We start from the raw sequence: 18,614 nt of genomic DNA on the forward strand, positions 1-18,614 counted from the left end.
ACCCAGTCGCAAGCGTGCCAAGCACTTGAAGTAGGCAAGGGCTGCGTAAAGTTAAAAATATTGAGGAAATATAAAAGCGCTGGGCAACTAATAAAAGCAGGGCGGATAACACTGAGGTTATCCGCAAGTGCCCGCTCTTAATGTGGCATCGACCACGATTGCAGGCTGTAACCCTCTTCGCTGAGTTCAGCGCGGGCCTGTTGCAGCAATTGCTCAAGTTGAGCGGGATCAGAATAGGCGCTGCTTGGAATCTGCTTGCGACCGATGTGCGAATTGGTCCGGTCGACAACGGTCAGGCTGAGCTCGCCATTACCGTCTTGTGGCGCCCAGGCCACGCATTGAAAGGGTTTGAAGGCGTGGTTGGCAATCAAAAGAGCTTCGTTGATACGGAGCGGGGCGGTCATGGGGTCTTCTCTCTGTCGTGCCCAATCAAATGATCTGCCGTCGGTTGGGCTTACCGTTCGGCTGGTTACTTGTACTGATGCACGCAACCCGGGGGCAGGTCACACATGAAATAAAGAAATTTCAACTTTCTTTCGTTTATTCGCTTTTCAGACAGGTTTTGAAAGCTCCACGAAAGGTTGAAAAGAGCAGAAAAATCGATAGCTAACTAATAACCCGAGTTCTTATAACGTATTTGCCTGTACACCTATAAGCAATCGATACAAGGCCATGTCAAAATCTTGCTAATGTTACAGTCGGGTCTGCCAAATGACTGTTTTTACAATCATTTCTAATATTTGGCGCCAAGGAACAGTCATGAGCGAAGCGCCTGCGTTAAGACGTTTACTGGTAGTCGACCCTTGCGACGATTGTCATCGCTTACTGCCCGGATTAAGAGCCGTCGGCTGGGATGTCGACAGTTGCACACTCGAGAATGCCGCCGACCGCAGTTGTGATGTCGGCTTGTTGCGTTTACAGCCTTTTCATCTGGAACGCCCCGAGGCGGTCAAAGAGTTGATCAGCCGCAGCGGCACCGAATGGATTGCCGTGTTGAATCAGGAAGTCCTGCGTTTACAAAACGTCGGCGACTTCGTTTGTGAATGGTTTTTCGATTTCCACACTTTGCCGTTCGATGTCTCGCGGGTGCAGGTCACCCTCGGTCGCGCGTTCGGCATGGCGCGCCTGCGCGGGCAGGGCACGATTCACGTCGACCAACCGGAACACGAACTGCTCGGCGACAGCAAACCTATTCGTGAACTGCGCAAACTGCTCAGCAAACTGGCGCCGACCGAATCGCCGGTCTTGATTCGCGGTGAAAGTGGCACTGGCAAGGAGCTGGTCGCACGCACCCTGCATCGTCAGTCGCAGCGTCACAGCAAACCTTTTGTGGCAATCAATTGCGGCGCGATCCCCGAACATTTGATCCAGTCGGAACTGTTCGGCCATGAAAAAGGTGCGTTCACCGGCGCCCATCAGCGCAAGGTCGGGCGTATCGAAGCGGCCAACGGCGGCACATTGTTTCTCGATGAAATCGGCGACTTGCCGCTGGAGTTGCAAGCCAATCTGCTGCGTTTTCTCCAGGAACGGCATATTGAACGGGTCGGCGGCAGTCAGCCGATTCCTGTCGATGTGCGGGTGCTGGCGGCGACCCACGTCGATCTGGAGGCCGCCATCGAGAAAAAGCGCTTTCGCGAAGACCTGTATTACCGCCTCAACGTGCTGCAAGTGGTAACGGCGCCACTGCGCGAGCGGCACGGTGATCTGTCGATGTTGGCTAACCATTTTTCTCACTTCTACAGCCATGAAACCGGGCGCCGCCCGCGCAGTTTCAGTGAAGATGCGCTGATTGCCATGGGTAAACATGACTGGCCCGGCAACGTGCGCGAATTGGCCAACCGCGTACGGCGCGGTCTGGTGCTGGCCGAAGGGCGGCAGATCGAGGCCCGCGATTTGGGGTTGATCAGCCAGCATTCGATCGCCACGCCGATGGGCACGCTGGAAGATTACAAAACCCGTGCTGAACGCCAGGCGCTGTGCGATGTGTTGAACCGCCACAGTGACAACCTCAGCATTGCCGCCAAAGTGCTTGGCGTTTCCCGCCCCACGTTCTATCGCCTGTTACATAAACATCAGATTCGCTAGTTGGCTGAAGACCAAAAGATCGCAGCCTTCGGCAGCTCCTACCGGGATTACCAACATCCGAGGTAGTAGCTGCCGAAGGCTGCGATCTTTTGCTTTTGCTCTGCTTAGAAGTAGTACGGGAATTTCAGGCTGAAGGAGAAGTCCGGGGCATCGTCGGTCATGCCGATGGACAAGTTGGGCACGATGGTCAGGTTGTCGGTGGCCGCAATGGTCATGCCGACGTTGAAGTAACCGGCGTTGGCGTCGCTGGACACCACCGATTCCCAATCGCCGCCATCCTGTTTCAGCTTGCTCTTGCGTTGCACCAGGTCAGACACCGAGAACGACATACTCATCTTTTCGTTCAGTGCAAAGGCGATACCCGCGCCGATCTGGAAGCTGTCGCCAATGCGTACCTTGCCCGGGGTTTTCTGGTTGACGGTCGAACTGATGTCGTCGAACGATTCCTCGAGGTTGTGGGTGTAGGACAAGCTGCCGAACAGCACGGCCGGATCAAACGTCTTGACCAGCGAAACCCCCGGGGTGATCGACCAGACGCCGTTACCGGTAGGCAGGGTGTCAGGTACGAACAGGTTCGAGTTGGCGTCGGTCTGGCGCAGCTTGATGCCGAACGGATCCTTGCCGGTTGGCGCCTTGACCCGCAAGGTAACCACGGCGTCTGGCGTATTGACCGATTCATCCATGAACTTGTAAGCGACACCGAAGTTGACGTCGCCAATGGTTGGGTCGCGGTCGACATCCTGTTCAGTGGTGACGTTGGAGGCGCCACCGTTGCCGCCACCGGATTGATACGTCGAGTTTCGGTAGACCACCGGCACGTTCAGGTCGAACTGCCAGCGATTGTCGAAGTTGTAGCGGCCGGTGAGGTCGAGGGTCCAGGTGTCGGCCTTGATCCGGTCAAGGTTGATGTTGCCGAGGAAGATCGAGTCGAGCGCAAGGAAGCCGTTGAGGATCAGCTGGCGCGTGTCATAACGCGAATAGGTGACACCGGTTTCAAAGCTGAACTTGCCGCCGCCGAAGAATCCGCTGGCTTCGTCATACAGGTTGGACACACTTTGGGCCGGTTGCGAATCGTCGGCCAGCGATTGTCCGTAAGATGCACCACTTCCCCCGGCTGCGCCCCCCGACGCTGCTGCGGCACCGGTGCCGGTGGCCACTTTTGGATTGCCTTTCATATCCGACGGCGACTTGGCCAAACGTTTCGGTTGCGGTGCCGCCGGTTGATCTTCGACCTGACGAACCCGTTGTTCGAGTACCGCCAGGGCTTTTTGTTGTACTTCGTATCGTTGCTTCAGCTCCAGAAGTTCTTGTTTCAGGGCCTCTACATCCGCGTTCGGTGCCGCTTGCAGCATGGCTGCGGGTAGAAGGGTACTCAAACATACAGCGGCACGCAGTGATACTGATCGATACATGAAAAAGCCGTCCCTTTAAGCCCAATGATCGAGACTCAGCGTAGTTCAATATCCAATATTTCGTAGGGCCCTGAGTTGCGTCAGGTTGCAGTCCAGTGCGCCGGCGCTCATGCCGTTATTGTTCAGTACGACGTTGAGTTGAGTCATGTTGTTGACCACGTTGGCGCTGCCGAGCAAACGGGTGTTCTGCAGTAAGCCGCCTTGGGCAACTTGTTGCAGGGAAGTGCCCTGATTGCCGGAGGCCTGAATGGACATTTGGATGCCACTGCCCGTCGCAGCAACCGCCACGCTGCCCGCCGCGTTACTGCCGCCGATAGTTTGCCCGGCCATTAGCGCTTGCCCTTGTGAAGGCATCAGCGCCGGTGCCTGACTGGCTTCGGAAACGTTGATCGCGACGTTGTTATAGGCAGTGTTGCGATCGCCGGCGGCGCGCACGCTTTGCGTTACGCCTTGGCTGCTGTTGAGCCCGGCACCACCGGTCACCGTGCCGTTCCCCGTTTGCACGGGGTTGCCGTTGCCGGTTTCCTTGATGGTTGAAACATAGAATTCCGGTTTTACCGTTGCTGCCTGAAGTTGCATTGAAGTGGCAGCCCCGATCAGATCTCCACTGGCATTGCGCCAAGTACTGCTCATGACAATGCCGAAACTGATAATCCGCCCCGGCATGACATAACGACCACGTAGTTCGGACAGTTCCTGGTCCTGTATTTCGATAGGTTTGAATCCTGCATTGGCATAGCCTGACGCACTCGCTGCCAGGCAGGCGGCGGCCAGCCAGTATGAGGTTTTCATTTGCTGCTCCCGGGACATCCGGTCCCACTCTTATAATCGGCGATTAAAAGAAGTCGCTCTGTATGAACCCGAAATCCATCAATTCAGCATCTCTGACAGGGTTGAAGCCATCCAGCTTGTTCTTTGCAGTCAGTGGCACCGGAGGGCTGCGCAAGGCGTTGGCCTTGTCGTATCCGGGACCGACGATAGCGAAAACAATGCCGTTCCAACCTTTGACAAAGTCATCGTGTTTGTAGCGTTTGTGGCCTAAAACCGGGTCTCCGATGTAAACCCAATCCTTGTCCGAACGCTGCAAGACCACGAAATGCTTGTAGCCGCGAATTTCCATCAGTACCACCACCGGGATTGTTACAGCGTCGAGTTTTTCCGGCGGAATCTTGTAGCCCCTGGCGCGCATGCCGATGCTTTCTATGTAGCGCTTCATGTCCAGCATGGAAAAACCCTGAGTACGAACAAGGTCCTGGTCAGCGTTGACCAGCATGCCTTTGATGATGTGCTCCTCATCGACGTCGAGCCAATAAGCCTGGCGTAATACCGTGGCCAGTGCAGCAGCGCCGCAGCTGAAATCGGTTTTCTGTTCGACGATGTCGGCAAACTTGCGCTCACGAATGCTTTGCACGTTTTTGTAGACGAGTACGCCGCCGGGAAGGGCAGCGACTGGCATCTGGGCGGCCTGGGTCAGGCCAGACAGGCAAAGCAGAGCGAAAAGGGCAGTCTTACGCATGATCGATACGCCTTTGCGGACTGAGGAAAAGCCCCGTTTCCGGGGCTTTCGTTTCGATCGCGATTACATGCAGGCTTTGCAACCTGCAGCGATGGACAGCGAGTTGCTTTGTTGGTTGCCCACACCGGCGGCGTTGTTGAACCCAGCGTTGCCGGAGAAGTTGTTGCCAACGTTGCTGACCGCAGCATTGTTGGTCACAGGGTTTTTCCAGCCGTCTGGAGTCATCACTTGTTGAGTGGTTACGCCAGCCAGACCGAAGACACCCACAGCTTCGAAGGTTGCTTTCTGATCTTTGCTGCCACCGTGGCCACCGTTGCCGCCACGATCGTTGTTGCCATAACCGCCACCGCCGTGGCTGTCATCTTTGATAGTAGCTTCACCCACGGCGCCGAACACGCCGACGGCGGCAACAGTGCCAGTGAGGGTGTTGGTTTTATAGGTCTGAGTGCCGTAGTTGCCGACGTTCAGGCCAGTGGAGCTTTGGTTGGCGGATGCAGCAGCCTGGGCCACACGGCCACCGGATACGGCGATTGCCAGGTTGTTTTTCTGTTGGTTGAAGTTGCCGGCACTGTTGTTCACGCCAATGTTGCCCGAGCCGTTGTTACCAACGTTGTTCATACCGGCAGTGTTGGTGGTGGAGTAGTTGGCAACAGAGTTGCCGTTGTTGACCTGAGTTGCGCTGGAAGCAGCAACAGCGGTGCCGAAGATGAAGCTTTCGTCAGCGGTTGCCAGAGCAGCGGCGTTATCTTGCTGGTTGCCGTCACCGGCAGTGTTGTTCATCCCCAGGTTGCCGTTCGAGCCGTTAGCGGAGTCCTGGACACCGGCACTATTTTTTGTGCCTTGGTTGCCGACGACGTTGCCATCGCTGTTTTGAACGTCGAGTACTGCAGCACCGGCGCCTGCGCCGATTTGCAGCAGCTCTTCAAGGCTTGGACCCTGTGGCTGATTGTGCCCGCCATTATGACCATGATCGTCATTGCGACCGCCTGCCTGTGCTGCGATTGCCATCACTGCTGCAAGTGCGAAAACCAGTGGTTTGAGAGCCATTGTAGGTTTCATGGTGTTTCTCCATCGTGCTTATTAGTTGGTTAAGTGTTGGTACTTTCTAATTGCACTGCTTTTGTTGTTTGGGTCAGTCAGCGACCCGGATGCTGAGGGTGTTAGCCATTCGGTTCCCCACCCCAGCACTCTGGTTCACCTGGATTACCCCGCGGCTGCCGGTGAAGGCCTGATCACTTGTCGTGACCTGGCGACTGCCGGGTGAGGTACCAGTTGCTCCTGAGCTCGGTAGAAACGCCACGTTCTGTTGTGAAAGGGCGCTGTCGTCAACGCTCTGCGGGCCGGCACTGATGCTGACGCGCGTGACGTTGGCCATCTGGTTGTTGGCCCCGGCGCCCTGGTTCACGCCCAGGATCCCGTTGCCATTACTGAAAGAGTTGCCGCCGATGGTCGCGCTGGCATTGGTCGCCGGATTGGCTGGCGTATCGATGTGCTGGCGCACATTCGTGGTGGCACTGGCCGACGTGCCAATGGCGATCGCTTTGGTGTTGGTCTGCTGCATCTGGTCACCAGCGGCCTGGTTGATGTTGTAATTGCCGCGGTACTGGATGCCGGTGTCCTGAATGTTCGCGTTGTTCACTGAGCTGGGGTCGGCGGCCATAGCGTTGGCGCAACCGAAAAGGGCAAGCAGGAGCAGAGTGCGATTCATCTTATTGGCCTCCAGCCATGCGGGTCAGCGGAGCGAGGCCAGCGCCCATTGCACGGTTGACGGTGTTGGAGATGGAGCTGCCACCGCCGCCGCCGTGACCTGAACTCATGCCAGGCAGGCCGCTAGGGTTGGTCAGTGTGTTCAGGCCAGGTACGTTCGAGTTGGGGGTGATGATGTTGCTGCGGATGGACGAGCCGCTGGCGATGGCGGCAAAGTCACCGTCATCGAGTTCAGTGCTGGCCATCGCTTGGTTGATGCGTGCAGAAGGGTTGGCGTTGACGGTGGTCGGGTAGGGGTCTTTACCGCCGCTGCGACCGATAGGGATAGGTTGAACGTCGCGATTGAGGACGATCACACCGTTGCCTTCTGCCTGCACGTTGAAACTGATGAATGTGCTGGCTGCTGATCCGATCAGCAGAAGGCAGGTCAAACCTTTTTTGATATTCCCCACGGCTGCAATTCCTTCTTCAGTGGGCTGGCCCTAGTCAGCGTTGTGAAGGAGAGAGCGAAAGCTGTGCCGCTTTTTAAATCTTGTGTAATTTCAAATGGTTACGTAAATGGAGCGGACATTTGAAACACCCACTGTTTCATGGCTGAAACACACGCTATGCCGCCGACCTGTCTGTAGGCTGAACAATGCTCTGGAATGGGGGTTCACGAGGGTGTGTATCAGCAGCTTAACAATTGACATGACAAAGCCATGAAGGGCGCTTAGACGGCCACTTTGCACTCGGATGGCTGTAACAGGAACGGACACTTTGTCCCCAGAACAGGGGAAATCGGGTGGGGCAGAGCACCCAATAGTCCGATTATTCGGCGAGTAGTTGCTCTACCAACGAAAACGCTTTTGCCTGGCGTTCAAGCCAATTGCCCTGAATGACTTCGAACGGCTGTCGATGCGCAACCAGCCAATCGCGGGTGGCCTGGAAAAACGCCAGGCGTTCGCTCAGATCCGGTTGGCAGCGCTGGCCGTCATCGGTCCAGTCGATCTGTTCTGGCGACAATAAAAGATGCAGGTCGTAATGACGGGCCAGCAGTTCGGTTTCCAACCCGTGCGGGCAGTCACCGAACAGGGTCTGGCTCCAGAGAATATTGCTCAACAGATGAGTATCGAGAATCAGCAGGCGCGGTTGTTGCGCGCGCGCCTGATCTTCCCACTGCAACTGGCCACGAGCGATCTCGGGAATATCCGCCAGGCAGGTATCACGAGGATTCAGTTCGATGAACCGGCGCACGTACTCATCCACGCGCAACCCGCCGAAGCGTTGCTGAAGACCCGCCGCCAGCCAGCTTTTACCCGTTGACTCCGGACCGGTGAGAACCACGACTTTCATGGGCGCAACGCCGGATCGGCACGCCATTCGCGCCAGCCTTGCACCGCGATCAGCGTGAACACGCCGTAGAGCGCTGCTGTGAGATACAGGCCTTTATAGATAAACAGGCCGACAAAGATCACATCCAGCACGAACCACAACGCCCAGCACTGCAGGCGCTTCTGCGCCATCCACAATTGCGCGACCAGACTGAAACCGGTGAGTGCGGCATCGAGCCAAGGTTGCGCCGCGTCGGTCCAGTGCGCCATCGCCGCTCCGAGCAACAGGCTACCGACCGCGCCAACACTCAGGCCAAGCAGTATCGAGCGCTGGTCGAGGCGGGTCACTTCACGCCCGTCATGCATCGTCCCGGCGCGGGTCCATTGCCACCAGCCGTAGATTTGCAGCGCGGCGTAGATCACTTGCAGCAACATGTCCGAATACAGCTTCACTTCAAAGAAGATCCAGCTATAGAGCAACACCATGACCAGACCGATCGGCCAGCACCACGGGTTCTGTTTGACCGTCAGCCACACGGCAATCACGCCGAGAGCGGCAGCAAACAGTTCAAGCCCGGACATGTGGGTTCCTTGGGGAGATAAAACAGGGGAGCGGATTGTACTGCATTCGCCCAAACACTGAAGAACCCTGTGGGAGCTGGCTTGCCAGCGATGAGGCCGAAACATTCAATATTAATATTGGATGATCCACCGCCATCGCTGGCAAGCCAGCTCCCACAGGGGATTTGAGTCAGACGCGGAACTGGCGCAGCAGGCCGTTCAGTTGTTCGCTCAACTGGCCAAGCTTCAGGCTCGCCGCACTCGACTGCTCCGCCGCCATCGCCGTGCTGTGCGAAAGGCCTGCCGCTTGGGTGACATTCTGATTGATGTCTTCGACCACGTGCGCTTGTTGCAGCGTGGCGTTGGCAATCGAGGCATTCAAGCCATTGAGATTGCGCAGGGCCTGGCCAATGGCATTCAAACTGGCGCCGGCCAGTCCGGCCTGTTCGATGGTCAATTGCGACGCCTTGCTGCTGTCACCAATGACTTTGACCGCCGCCTCGGAATGATTCTGCAGGCGCTCGATCATCGACTGGATTTCTGCCGTCGATTTTTGCGTACGTTGCGCGAGCAAACGCACCTCGTCCGCGACCACGGCGAAGCCGCGACCTTGCTCGCCGGCCCGTGCCGCTTCGATGGCAGCGTTAAGCGCGAGCAGGTTGGTCTGTTCGGCAATCGAGCGAATCACTTCAAGCACGCTGCCGATTTGCGTGCTTTCTGCTGCCAGGGTGCGAATCACCTCCACCGCCTGATCGATGGTGCCCGAGAGCTTGTCGATCTGTTGCAGACTGCCGTCGATGTTGATCTGGCCCTGTTGCGCTTGCGCCTCGGCGTCGCGCATTTCACTGGCCGCATGCTCGGCATTTTTGGCCACGTCCTGCACGCCATAGGTGACTTCGTTGATCGCCGTAGCCACCAGCTCCATTTGCTGCGATTGCTGCTGGCTGCGTTGCTGGGCCTGCGCGGCATCGTTACCCAGTTCGCTGGAGGATTGGCCGAGGGCGCTGGCCGAGACCTGCAAGTCGCCGATCACCCGGCGCAATTTGGCCGTGAACGCGTTGAAGTGATGCGCCAGTTCGGTCACCTCATCCTTGCCATGGGTATCGAGGCTGCGGGTCAGGTCGCTTTCGCCGCTGGCAATATTCGCCATGGCGTTCACGGTTTCCTGCAGCGGTCGGACGATGCTGCGGGCGATCAGAATCACCAGCAGCGCCATGATCACTGCAATCACCAGACCGATCGCGGAAGCCTTGATCACCTGGCCCTGGAATTCGGCCTGCACATCGTCGATATACACGCCCGAGCCGATCACCCAGCCCCAGGGTTCGAACAGTTTGACGTAGGAGGTCTTGGCCACAGGTTCACTGGCACCAGGTTTCGGCCAGCGGTAATCGACCATGCCGGCGCCTTTGGCCTTGGCGATGGCGACCATTTCGTTGAACACCGCGAAGCCGTCCGGGTCGCGAATGGCCGAGAGGTTTTGCCCTTCCAGCTTGGGATTGGTCGGGTGCATGACCATCACGGGCGTGAGGTCGTTGATCCAGAAGTAATCGCTCTGGTCATAGCGCAAGCCACGAATCGCGGTCAGCGCCTGTTTTTGCGCCGCGTCTTTGCTCAGCGTCCCGGCGGTTTCGAGGTCGTGATAATAGGTGAGCAGGCCGCTGGCGGTTTGCACCACATGCTGGGTTTTCTGTGCTTTGGCGTGATACAGGTCATCGTGGATCTGCTTGAGCATCAACACGCCCAAGGTCAGCAACATGACCACCGCCACAATCAAAATGAGCCACAAGCGTCGGCTGATCGACACACTGCGCAAGCTGTTCATAACGCTGTCACTCCGGATTCTTGTTCTTGTAATAAACGACCGCCAGCATCCAACCACGATTATGTGGGCAGGCATACGCGACCCAAGTCGTATAACGCAGCAGCGCTATTAAGGCTTGTCTGATAGGATTTCGGCCCCGCGCGTAAAAACCTGAATCCAAGTTGATATTTCACGGAATTTTGACTGTTTGGTCTGGATCCTGTGTGCGCGGAATCGGTACAGCATTTACCAGCTACGCTGATCGCAGTGAACGTAAAAAAATACTATCGGGGCATGCCGGCGCGCATCGCTCTTTGGGGGATTGATGGATCTTTGGACGGCCTTGCAGGCACTGATACTAGGAGTTGTAGAGGGGCTGACGGAGTTTTTGCCCATTTCCAGTACCGGACACCAGATCATCGTTGCCGACTTGCTCGACTTCGGTGGTGAGCGGGCCATGGCGTTCAACATCATCATCCAGCTCGGCGCGATCCTCGCGGTGGTCTGGGAGTTTCGCCGCAAAATTTTCGACGTGGTCATCGGCTTGCCGACGCAGCCCAGCGCACGGCGCTTTACCGCCAACCTGCTGATCGCCTTTCTGCCCGCCGTGGTGTTGGGCGTGATCTTTGCCGATCTGATTCACGAATACCTGTTCAATCCGATTACGGTGGCAGCGGCATTGGTTGTCGGCGGCGTCATCATGTTGTGGGCGGAAAAGCGTCAGCACGAGGTGCATGCCGAAACCGTTGACGAAATCACCTGGAAAGATGCATTGAAAGTCGGCTTCGCTCAGTGTCTGGCAATGATTCCCGGCACCTCGCGTTCCGGCTCGACCATCATTGGCGGCCTGCTGTTTGGCCTGTCACGGAAAACCGCCACGGAGTTTTCGTTCTTCCTGGCGATGCCGACCATGGTCGGTGCAGCGGTCTATTCGGGTTACAAGTATCGCCACTTGTTCGTGCCAGCAGACTTTCCCGTGTTCGCCATCGGTTTCATCACGGCGTTCATCTTTGCGATGATCGCCGTGCGCGGCTTGCTGAAGTTTATTGCCAGCCATAGCTATGCGGCGTTCGCCTGGTATCGGATCGTGTTTGGCCTGCTGATTCTGGCGACCTGGCAGTTCGGCTGGGTGGACTGGGCGGCGGCCAAACCATGAGTGATTCCCGCGCACGCCGGCCTGAAGGGCGACCTTCGGGCGGCAACAACATCCAGAATCTGAAACTGAAACTGGTCGTTCTGCTGATCGTTTGTGCATTGCCGCTGTTCGGCTCGCTGTCGATGTGGCTGCGCGGGATTTCGTGGCTGCCATTGGCGGCTTACGGAGTCGTCAGTGTGCTGGCGTTCTTCATGTATTGGGCCGACAAGCGCAAAGCGCGCGCCGATGCCTGGCGCACGCCGGAGAACATTCTTCATGCGGTGGAACTGGCCGGCGGCTGGCCGGGCGCGTTGATCGCCCAGCAGGTTTTCCGGCACAAGACGCGCAAGGTGTCGTTTCAGATTCTGTTCTGGACGATTGTATTGCTGCATCAAGTGTTCTGGATCGACCAGTTGTTTCTCGGCGCGAACTTGCTGGCGCTAGTCTAAAGAAACACCCAAAACCTCTGTGGGAGCTAGCCCTGCTAGCGATTGCGGTGTGTCATTCAACACATGAGTTGCCTGACACTCCCTCATCGCTAGCAGGGCTAGCTCCCACAAGTAGATTGGGTTTACAGCAATAAACCGATTTGGGTTTTCTTCGGCAATTTGCTCACCACCAACTGGTGCGATCGCTGCAACAACCCCTGCAACTCCTCGGCAGCCAACGGGTAGGGCGGGTGCATGATGATCCACTGCGCCCGCGCCAGATACGGCGCCGGGTGAATGCCCGGGCGGTCGCAATGACCGAGAAACAGATCTTTGTCGACCTTGAATGCCAGTGAATCGCCGCGCAGTCCCTGCAAGGCAAACATCTTGTTGCCGGCAATCGAAAATACCCGCACGCCGCCCCACTTGTAATCTTCTCGCGCGCCCGGCAACGCCAGACAGAATTCAGCGACGTCCGCTTCGCTCATCTTTCCCTTCTTCATAACAACCGCTCCCCACAGGCATTGAACGATTCGACCAGGTGATCAATCCAGGCGCGCACCGCCGGCATCACCCCGCGTCGATGCGGATACACCGCTTGCAGCCAGCCGCCGGGCAGTGACCATTGCGGCAGCATCTGCACCAGCGTGCCGTTTTCCAGCTCCGCCTCGCAATACATCATCGGCAACAGAGTAAACCCCTGGCCCGCCAGGACGCAGGCCTTGCGTACGACAAAATCGTCGATGCCCAGCCGCGCCTCCATGCTCAACTCGAAAGGGTTGCCCTGTTGATCGAGCAGGCGCACATGCACCATGCGGTCGGCCTCCAGCGCGCCAAGCACCGGCAGGTTTTTCAGGTCTTGCGGATGCTGCACGGTATGGCCCTGAAGGAACGCCGGGCTGCCAACCACGACCATCTGCGCCTGACGCAAGCGTCGGGTCACCAGCAACGGATCTTCATCACCGTGCTCACGTACGCGCAGTGCAACATCAAAGCCTTCGCCGACCAGATCAACGCGACGGTTGAGCAAAACCACCTCCAGCTGCACTTGGGGGAACTTGCCAAGGAATTCACTGATCACCCACGGCAACATTTCCCGCGCCAGACCGGTAGGGCACGACACGCGCAAGCGGCCGCGCGGTTCACTGGACATGCTCGCCACGGCCTCATCGGCCATTTCCGCTTCCAGCAACATCGCCTGGCAGTGACGCAAATAGCGCTCGCCGACGGCCGTGAGGTTGAGTTGCCGGGTGGTGCGTTGCAGCAAACGCGCGCCGAGGCGCTCTTCCAGTTCGGCAATACGCCGGGACAAGCGCGACTTGGGAATGCCCAGCAATCGCCCGGCTGCCGCGAAGCCGCCAGCCTCGACGACTTTGGCGAAATAGTAGAGATCGTTGAGGTCTTGCATCGGCAGAATCCAATTGTCCTATCAATGGGACAAACTATCGCATTGCAGGCGGCTAATCATCCATTGGTTTCTTGCGTAGGATTGTCTCCATTCCGTCGCCACCGGCGATTCATTCCAGGAGAACCCACATGAAACTGCTGCATATCGATTCGAGCATTCTGGGCGACAACTCGGCTTCCCGTCAGTTGAGCAGCGAAGTCGTCAAAGCCTGGCAAGTCGCCGAGCCGAGCGCTGTGGTGACTTACCGTGACCTGGCCGCCGACGCCATCAGCCACTTCTCGTCGACTACCTTGGTAGCCGCCGGCACTACCGCTGAGCTGCGCAACGCCGCACAACAGCACGAAGCCGAATTGAGCGCCTCGACGCTGGCCGAGTTCATCGCTGCCGACGCCATCGTTATCGCTGCGCCGATGTACAACTTCACCGTGCCGACACAACTGAAAGCGTGGATCGACCGCGTTGCTGTCGCCGGTCAAACCTTCCGTTACACCGAAGCCGGCCCTGAAGGCCTGTGCGGCGGCAAGAAAGTGGTGATCGTTTCGACTTCCGGTGGCATTCATGCCGGCCAGGCCAGCGGCATCGCACACGAAGAATATCTGAAGCTGGTCTTGGGCTTCCTTGGCATCACCGACATCGAAATCGTCCGTGCCGAAGGCCTGGCGTATGGCGACGAAGTGCGCAACAACGCGATGACCGCTGCGCAGGCGAAAATCAGCGAGCAACTGTTTGCCGCTGCGTAAGGCTTGCGTAAACAACAGCTGATGTTCAGGTAACACCCAAAAAACTCTGTATTCTGGTTCTGCAAGGGCCAAATACGGAGTTTTTTGTTTCCGGCTGTTACATAATCTGGCCCGGGTTATGCAATCACACAATCAGCGTCTGAATGCATTGTCGTACCGAAACGCCGAATCCCCGGTATTTCAGGCCCGCAACGCAACGGATCTTTCGATTGAGTAACAACAGGGTGAGGCATCCCATGATGCGTCTTTGTGCAACGTTACTGATTTGCCTGCTCGGCAGCCTGAATTCAGTGCAAGCTGCGCCTGGACGTCATCCTGTGTGGAGCGTCGGTTATCACGAGATGACCTTCCTCGATCCACTGGACCTGCAACCGATGCGCGCCATCGCGTTCTATCCGTCCAGCGACCGCGAGCACATGAGCCTGCTTGAGGGCTACTCAGTCGAGGCCGGCGAAGACACCAAAGTCGCCATCGGCCGCTTTCCAATGTTGATGCTCTCCCACGGCAACACCGGCACGCCGCTGGCGTTGCACGATCTGGCAACCTCGCTGGCGCGCAAAGGTTTTGTCGTGGTGGCGGTGATCCATCCCGGCGACAACTCCAAAGACCACAGCCGACTCGGCACCCTGAGCAACCTCTACGGGCGGCCGATCCAGATTTCCGAAGCGATTACCGCAACCCTGGGCGACCGCATGCTCGCGCCTTACGTCAACGCCAATCAGGTCGGTGTGATCGGTTATTCGGCGGGGGGCGAAACCGCGTTGATTCTTTCCGGTGCGCAACCGGATCTGGATCGCCTGCGTCGTTATTGCCAGGAGCGTCCGGATGATCGTGATGCCTGTAATACGCAGGGTGAATTGATCGTCGATCGCGATGACCTGCAACCGGTGGCCGATCCGCGTGTGCATGCGCTGTTGTTGATGGCGCCGTTGAGCCTGAAATTCGGCCGGCACACCTTGGCCGACGTCCACGTGCCGGTGCTGCTCTATAGCGGGGATGGCGACAAACTGGTCGCGTTCGATAAAAACGCTGCGGCTCTGGCGCGCAAACTGCCGACCGCGCCGGATTTCAAATTGTTGGCCGGGGCAGGGCACTTCGTGTTCATGGCGCCATGCAATGAAGAACAGATTCTCGCCATGCCGGCGCTGTGCACTGACGCCGATGGCGTTGATCGCGAGGACATTCACCGCAATCTGATCTCCGAGGCCGGTCGGTTTTTCTCCCATGCGCTGGGCCAATCAACGCGTGCGGGTATGCAAACCGCCGATCAATAGATCAAAAGATCGCAGCCTTCGGCAGCTCCTACATGGGAATGGCGTACATCCTGTAGGAGCTGCCGAAGGCTGCGATCTTTTGATCCTGTTTTTTCAATCCTTCGCTCGACGCATCAGCATCAGGGTCAACCCCAACCCAATCACCGACAACAACGCCGCACTGAAGAATATCCACGCATACCCCAGATTCAACGCCACCGCGCCCATCAACGGCCCGGCAATCGCCAGCGCCAGATCAAAGAACACCGCATACGCACCCAGCCCCGAACCGCGACTGGAACTCGGCACCTGTTTGATCGCCTCGACCCCAAGCGCCGGGTACACCAGCGACAGGCCAAACCCGGCCAGCCCCGCGCCGATCAGGGCGAAGGCCGTGGAGGGTGCCAGCCACAGCAGCACCAGACCGACCGTTTCGATGGTCATGCAGGCAATCGCCGAGCGAAAACCGCCAAAGCGGCTGATCGCCGAAATGAACAGCAGTCGCGAGAGGATGAAGCACACGCCGAACACGGTCAGGCAATAAGCCGCACCGGTCCAGCCGCGATTGAGGTAATAAAGGGTGATGAACGTGGTGAGCGTTCCATAGCCGATCGAGGCCAGGGTCAGACTGGCGCCATAAGGTGCAATTCGGCCGAACACTGCCCAGAACGGCAGACGTTCGCCACGAATCACCGGCACCGAAGGTTTGTTACGAATCAACAGCAGTGCGCCCGCCGCCAACACCGAAAGGGTAATGCCAAGGCTGGTAAATCCGTAATCAGCCACCATCACCACACCCAGCGGCGCGCCAATGGCAATCGCACCGTAAGACGCGATGCCGTTCCAGCCGATGGATTTCGCCGTGTGTTCAACACCGACCTGGCCCATGCACCAACTGATCGTGCCGACCCCGATCAAGCCCTGCGCGATCCCGAGCAACAAGCGCCCGACGATCAATATCAACAGACTGGTCAGCGGGAAGCTTTGCAACAGGGTCGATAGCAGCGTCAGCGCCCCACTGAGGACAATGCCCCACAAGCCATAAATGATCGCCCGTTTGGTCCCGACAGTGTCGGACATGCGTCCGGCCATCGGCCGGCTGAGCAAGGTCGCAAGGTACTGCGAGCCGATTACCAGCCCCGCGATGATCGCGCTGAAGCCCAATTGTTCGTGGACATAACCGGGCAACACCGCAATGGGCAAGCCGATGCAGAGGAAGGCAATAAAGGTATAGAAAACGATGGAGACGATCTGCAGGGTGATCGCCATGGAGCTTTGCGGTGGCAGTTGCTGCGCAGACATGAGAACTCGTTCGCGGGCGGCGGTGGGAGAGTTCGCATGATGGCTTGGGTGTTGGATAAAAGAAAGCAGGCTAACTACTTTCCTTCACTGATCGTTCCCACGCTCTGCGTGGTAACGCCGCCACGGACGCTCCGCGTCCGGCTCGTGTGACGCGGAGCGTCACGGGATGCATTCCCACGCAGAGCGTGGGAACGATCAGCGTCCTGAATGCAAAAAGCCCCGTCACATGGACAGGGCTTTTCAGATTGCAGCAGCGTTTTAGAACACGACGCCTTGACTACGCAGGTAGTCATCGTACGTGCCGCTAAAGTCAGTCACGCCATTCGGGCTCAGCTCGATGATGCGCGTGGCCAGGGACGATACGAACTCACGGTCGTGGCTGACGAAAATCAGCGTGCCCGGGTAGTTTTCCAGCGCCAGGTTCAGCGCCTCGATCGATTCCATGTCCAAGTGGTTGGTTGGTTCGTCCATGATCAGCACGTTCGGCTTCTGCAGGATCAGCTTGCCGAACAGCATGCGACCTTGCTCACCACCGGAAATCACTTTGACCGACTTGAGGATTTCGTCGTTGGAGAACAGCATGCGGCCCAAAGTACCGCGAATCATCTGCTCGCCCTGAGTCCACTGACCCATCCAGTCGAACAGGGTGACGTCGTCTTCGAAGTCGTGCGCGTGGTCCTGAGCGTAGTAGCCCAGTTCCGCGGCGTCGGTCCACTTGACGCTACCGGCATCCGGGGTCAGTTCGTTGACCAGGGTGCGCAGCAGCGTGGTCTTGCCGATACCGTTCGGGCCGATGATCGCTACGCGCTCGCCAGCTTCAACCTGGAAGCTGAAGTCCTTGAACAGTGGCTTGCCGTCGAAACCTTTCGCCATTTTTTCGACCATGACCGCCTGGCGGTGCAGCTTTTTGTTCTGCTCGAAACGGATGAACGGGCTGACACGGCTGGAAGGCTTGACTTCGGCCAGCTGGATCTTGTCGATCGCCTTGGCACGGGAAGTGGCTTGCTTGGCTTTCGAGGCGTTGGCCGAGAAGCGGCTGACGAACGATTGCAGCTCGGAAATCTGCGCCTTCTTCTTGGCGTTGTCCGACAGCAGTTGCTCGCGGGACTGGGTCGCCACGGTCATGTACTCGTCGTAGTTGCCCGGGAACAGGCGCAGCTCGCCGTAATCCAGGTCAGCCATGTGCGTGCACACGCTGTTCAGGAAGTGACGGTCGTGAGAGATGATGATCATCAGGCTGTTACGCTGGGTCAGGATGTTTTCCAGCCAGCGAATGGTGTTGATGTCCAGGTGGTTGGTCGGTTCGTCGAGCAACAGCACTTCCGGATCGGAGAACAGTGCCTGCGCCAGCAATACGCGCAGTTTCCAGCCTGGCGAGACTTCGCTCATCGGACCGAAATGCTGTTCCAGCGGAATACCCAGACCCAGCAACAGCTCGCCGGCACGGGATTCGGCGGTGTAGCCGTCCATTTCGGCAAATTCGGTTTCCAGCTCGGCCACGGCCATGCCGTCTTCTTCAGACATTTCCGGCAGCGAGTAGATGCGATCGCGCTCGGCCTTGACCTTCCACAGCTCTTCGTGACCCATGATCACGGTATCGATCACGGTGAATTCTTCGTAGGCGAACTGGTCCTGGCGCAATTTACCCAGACGCACGTTCGGCTCGAGCATGACCTGGCCTGCGGACGGATCAAGGTCACCGCCGAGGATTTTCATGAAGGTCGACTTACCGCAACCGTTGGCGCCAATCAGGCCATAGCGGTTGCCCGCGCCAAATTTGACCGAAACGTTTTCGAAGAGTGGCTTGGCGCCGAACTGCATCGTGATGTTAGCTGTAGAAATCAAGAGTTTTTCCTGCGAAGCATTCGAGTAGCGAGGGTGCGGCTGGAGCGCTTGGCCCGAGTCAAAGTGCGCTGAAGCGGGAAAGACCCGTCATCAACCAAGGGGGGC

The 18,614-nt window shown here is 57.7% G+C and carries 19 protein-coding genes; 5 read left to right on the top strand and 14 right to left on the bottom strand.

Features of this window, described 5'->3' with window-relative positions:
* Positions 1-137 precede the first annotated feature (137 nt).
* Positions 138-404 carry a hypothetical protein gene (locus AC3Y64_RS13080; protein WP_116030401.1) on the bottom strand — a complete coding sequence of 89 codons (267 nt, stop codon included), beginning with the start codon at positions 402-404 and terminating at the stop codon, positions 138-140.
* Between the two features lie 355 nt (positions 405-759).
* Here AC3Y64_RS13080 and AC3Y64_RS13085 point away from each other — a divergent pair, with 355 nt between their 5' ends.
* Positions 760-2,085, top strand: a complete 1,326-nt coding sequence (locus AC3Y64_RS13085; protein WP_158956154.1) for a sigma-54 dependent transcriptional regulator — start codon at positions 760-762, stop codon at positions 2,083-2,085.
* A 104-nt stretch (positions 2,086-2,189) separates the two neighbouring features.
* Here AC3Y64_RS13085 and fapF read toward each other — a convergent pair whose 3' ends face one another.
* From fapF to AC3Y64_RS13130, 9 genes are all read right to left on the bottom strand, one after another.
* Entirely contained in the window at positions 2,190-3,497 is a 1,308-nt protein-coding gene (fapF, locus tag AC3Y64_RS13090) for a fibril amyloid transporter FapF (RefSeq protein ID WP_158956152.1), read from the bottom strand.
* A gap of 45 nt (positions 3,498-3,542) precedes the next feature.
* Entirely contained in the window at positions 3,543-4,289 is a 747-nt protein-coding gene (gene fapE / locus AC3Y64_RS13095) for a fibril amyloid subunit FapE (protein WP_158956296.1), read from the bottom strand.
* A 43-nt stretch (positions 4,290-4,332) separates the two neighbouring features.
* Positions 4,333-5,013, bottom strand: coding sequence for a fibril amyloid maturation endopeptidase FapD (gene fapD / locus AC3Y64_RS13100; RefSeq protein ID WP_158956150.1), 681 nt, complete (start codon positions 5,011-5,013; stop codon positions 4,333-4,335).
* Between the two features lie 63 nt (positions 5,014-5,076).
* The gene (gene fapC, locus AC3Y64_RS13105; protein ID WP_158956148.1) at positions 5,077-6,072 is read right to left on the bottom strand and encodes an amyloid-like fimbrin subunit FapC; all 996 of its coding nucleotides are present in this window, start codon (positions 6,070-6,072) and stop codon (positions 5,077-5,079) included.
* Between the two features lie 73 nt (positions 6,073-6,145).
* Positions 6,146-6,721: a fibril amyloid subunit FapB gene (fapB, locus tag AC3Y64_RS13110; RefSeq protein ID WP_489987785.1), complete on the bottom strand. Its 576-nt coding sequence runs from the start codon at positions 6,719-6,721 to the stop codon at positions 6,146-6,148.
* A gap of 1 nt (position 6,722) precedes the next feature.
* Positions 6,723-7,172, bottom strand: a complete 450-nt coding sequence (gene fapA / locus AC3Y64_RS13115; protein ID WP_158956145.1) for a functional amyloid chaperone FapA — start codon at positions 7,170-7,172, stop codon at positions 6,723-6,725.
* A 358-nt stretch (positions 7,173-7,530) separates the two neighbouring features.
* Positions 7,531-8,055, bottom strand: coding sequence for an AAA family ATPase (locus tag AC3Y64_RS13120; protein ID WP_489987786.1), 525 nt, complete (start codon positions 8,053-8,055; stop codon positions 7,531-7,533).
* On the bottom strand, positions 8,052-8,615 hold the full coding sequence (gene pnuC / locus AC3Y64_RS13125) for a nicotinamide riboside transporter PnuC (RefSeq protein ID WP_158956141.1): 564 nt from the start codon (positions 8,613-8,615) through the stop codon (positions 8,052-8,054). The genes AC3Y64_RS13120 and pnuC overlap by 4 nt, the downstream gene beginning before the upstream one ends.
* A 169-nt stretch (positions 8,616-8,784) precedes the next feature.
* A complete protein-coding gene (locus tag AC3Y64_RS13130) occupies positions 8,785-10,419 on the bottom strand; it encodes a methyl-accepting chemotaxis protein (protein ID WP_489987787.1) in 1,635 nt (544 codons plus the stop codon).
* Between the two features lie 304 nt (positions 10,420-10,723).
* On the opposite strand from AC3Y64_RS13130, the gene AC3Y64_RS13135 reads away from it, so the two are divergent.
* Both AC3Y64_RS13135 and AC3Y64_RS13140 read left to right on the top strand, forming a co-directional pair.
* Entirely contained in the window at positions 10,724-11,554 is an 831-nt protein-coding gene (locus AC3Y64_RS13135) for an undecaprenyl-diphosphate phosphatase (RefSeq protein ID WP_489987788.1), read from the top strand.
* Positions 11,551-11,982: a DUF1294 domain-containing protein gene (locus AC3Y64_RS13140; RefSeq protein ID WP_489987789.1), complete on the top strand. Its 432-nt coding sequence runs from the start codon at positions 11,551-11,553 to the stop codon at positions 11,980-11,982. The genes AC3Y64_RS13135 and AC3Y64_RS13140 overlap by 4 nt, the downstream gene beginning before the upstream one ends.
* Positions 11,983-12,104: 122 nt before the next feature.
* Here AC3Y64_RS13140 and AC3Y64_RS13145 read toward each other — a convergent pair whose 3' ends face one another.
* Both AC3Y64_RS13145 and AC3Y64_RS13150 read right to left on the bottom strand, forming a co-directional pair.
* Positions 12,105-12,464 carry an MmcQ/YjbR family DNA-binding protein gene (locus AC3Y64_RS13145; protein ID WP_236429783.1) on the bottom strand — a complete coding sequence of 120 codons (360 nt, stop codon included), beginning with the start codon at positions 12,462-12,464 and terminating at the stop codon, positions 12,105-12,107.
* Complete coding sequence (locus AC3Y64_RS13150) at positions 12,461-13,369, bottom strand: LysR substrate-binding domain-containing protein (RefSeq protein ID WP_158956294.1); 909 nt, start codon at positions 13,367-13,369, stop codon at positions 12,461-12,463. The genes AC3Y64_RS13145 and AC3Y64_RS13150 overlap by 4 nt, the downstream gene beginning before the upstream one ends.
* 128 nt (positions 13,370-13,497) lie before the next feature.
* On the opposite strand from AC3Y64_RS13150, the gene AC3Y64_RS13155 reads away from it, so the two are divergent.
* Together AC3Y64_RS13155 and AC3Y64_RS13160 are read left to right on the top strand one after the other, a co-directional pair.
* Positions 13,498-14,109, top strand: coding sequence for an FMN-dependent NADH-azoreductase (locus AC3Y64_RS13155; protein ID WP_489987790.1), 612 nt, complete (start codon positions 13,498-13,500; stop codon positions 14,107-14,109).
* A gap of 236 nt (positions 14,110-14,345) precedes the next feature.
* The gene (locus AC3Y64_RS13160; RefSeq protein ID WP_158956128.1) at positions 14,346-15,383 is read left to right on the top strand and encodes an alpha/beta hydrolase family protein; all 1,038 of its coding nucleotides are present in this window, start codon (positions 14,346-14,348) and stop codon (positions 15,381-15,383) included.
* 93 nt (positions 15,384-15,476) lie between these two features.
* Here AC3Y64_RS13160 and AC3Y64_RS13165 read toward each other — a convergent pair whose 3' ends face one another.
* Positions 15,477-16,664, bottom strand: coding sequence for an MFS transporter (locus AC3Y64_RS13165; protein WP_489987791.1), 1,188 nt, complete (start codon positions 16,662-16,664; stop codon positions 15,477-15,479).
* 258 nt (positions 16,665-16,922) lie between these two features.
* Positions 16,923-18,509: an ABC-F family ATPase gene (locus tag AC3Y64_RS13170; RefSeq protein WP_126363634.1), complete on the bottom strand. Its 1,587-nt coding sequence runs from the start codon at positions 18,507-18,509 to the stop codon at positions 16,923-16,925.
* Positions 18,510-18,614: the final 105 nt, after the last annotated feature.

Source organism: Pseudomonas sp. 4CAES_32.4 (assembly GCF_058136335.1).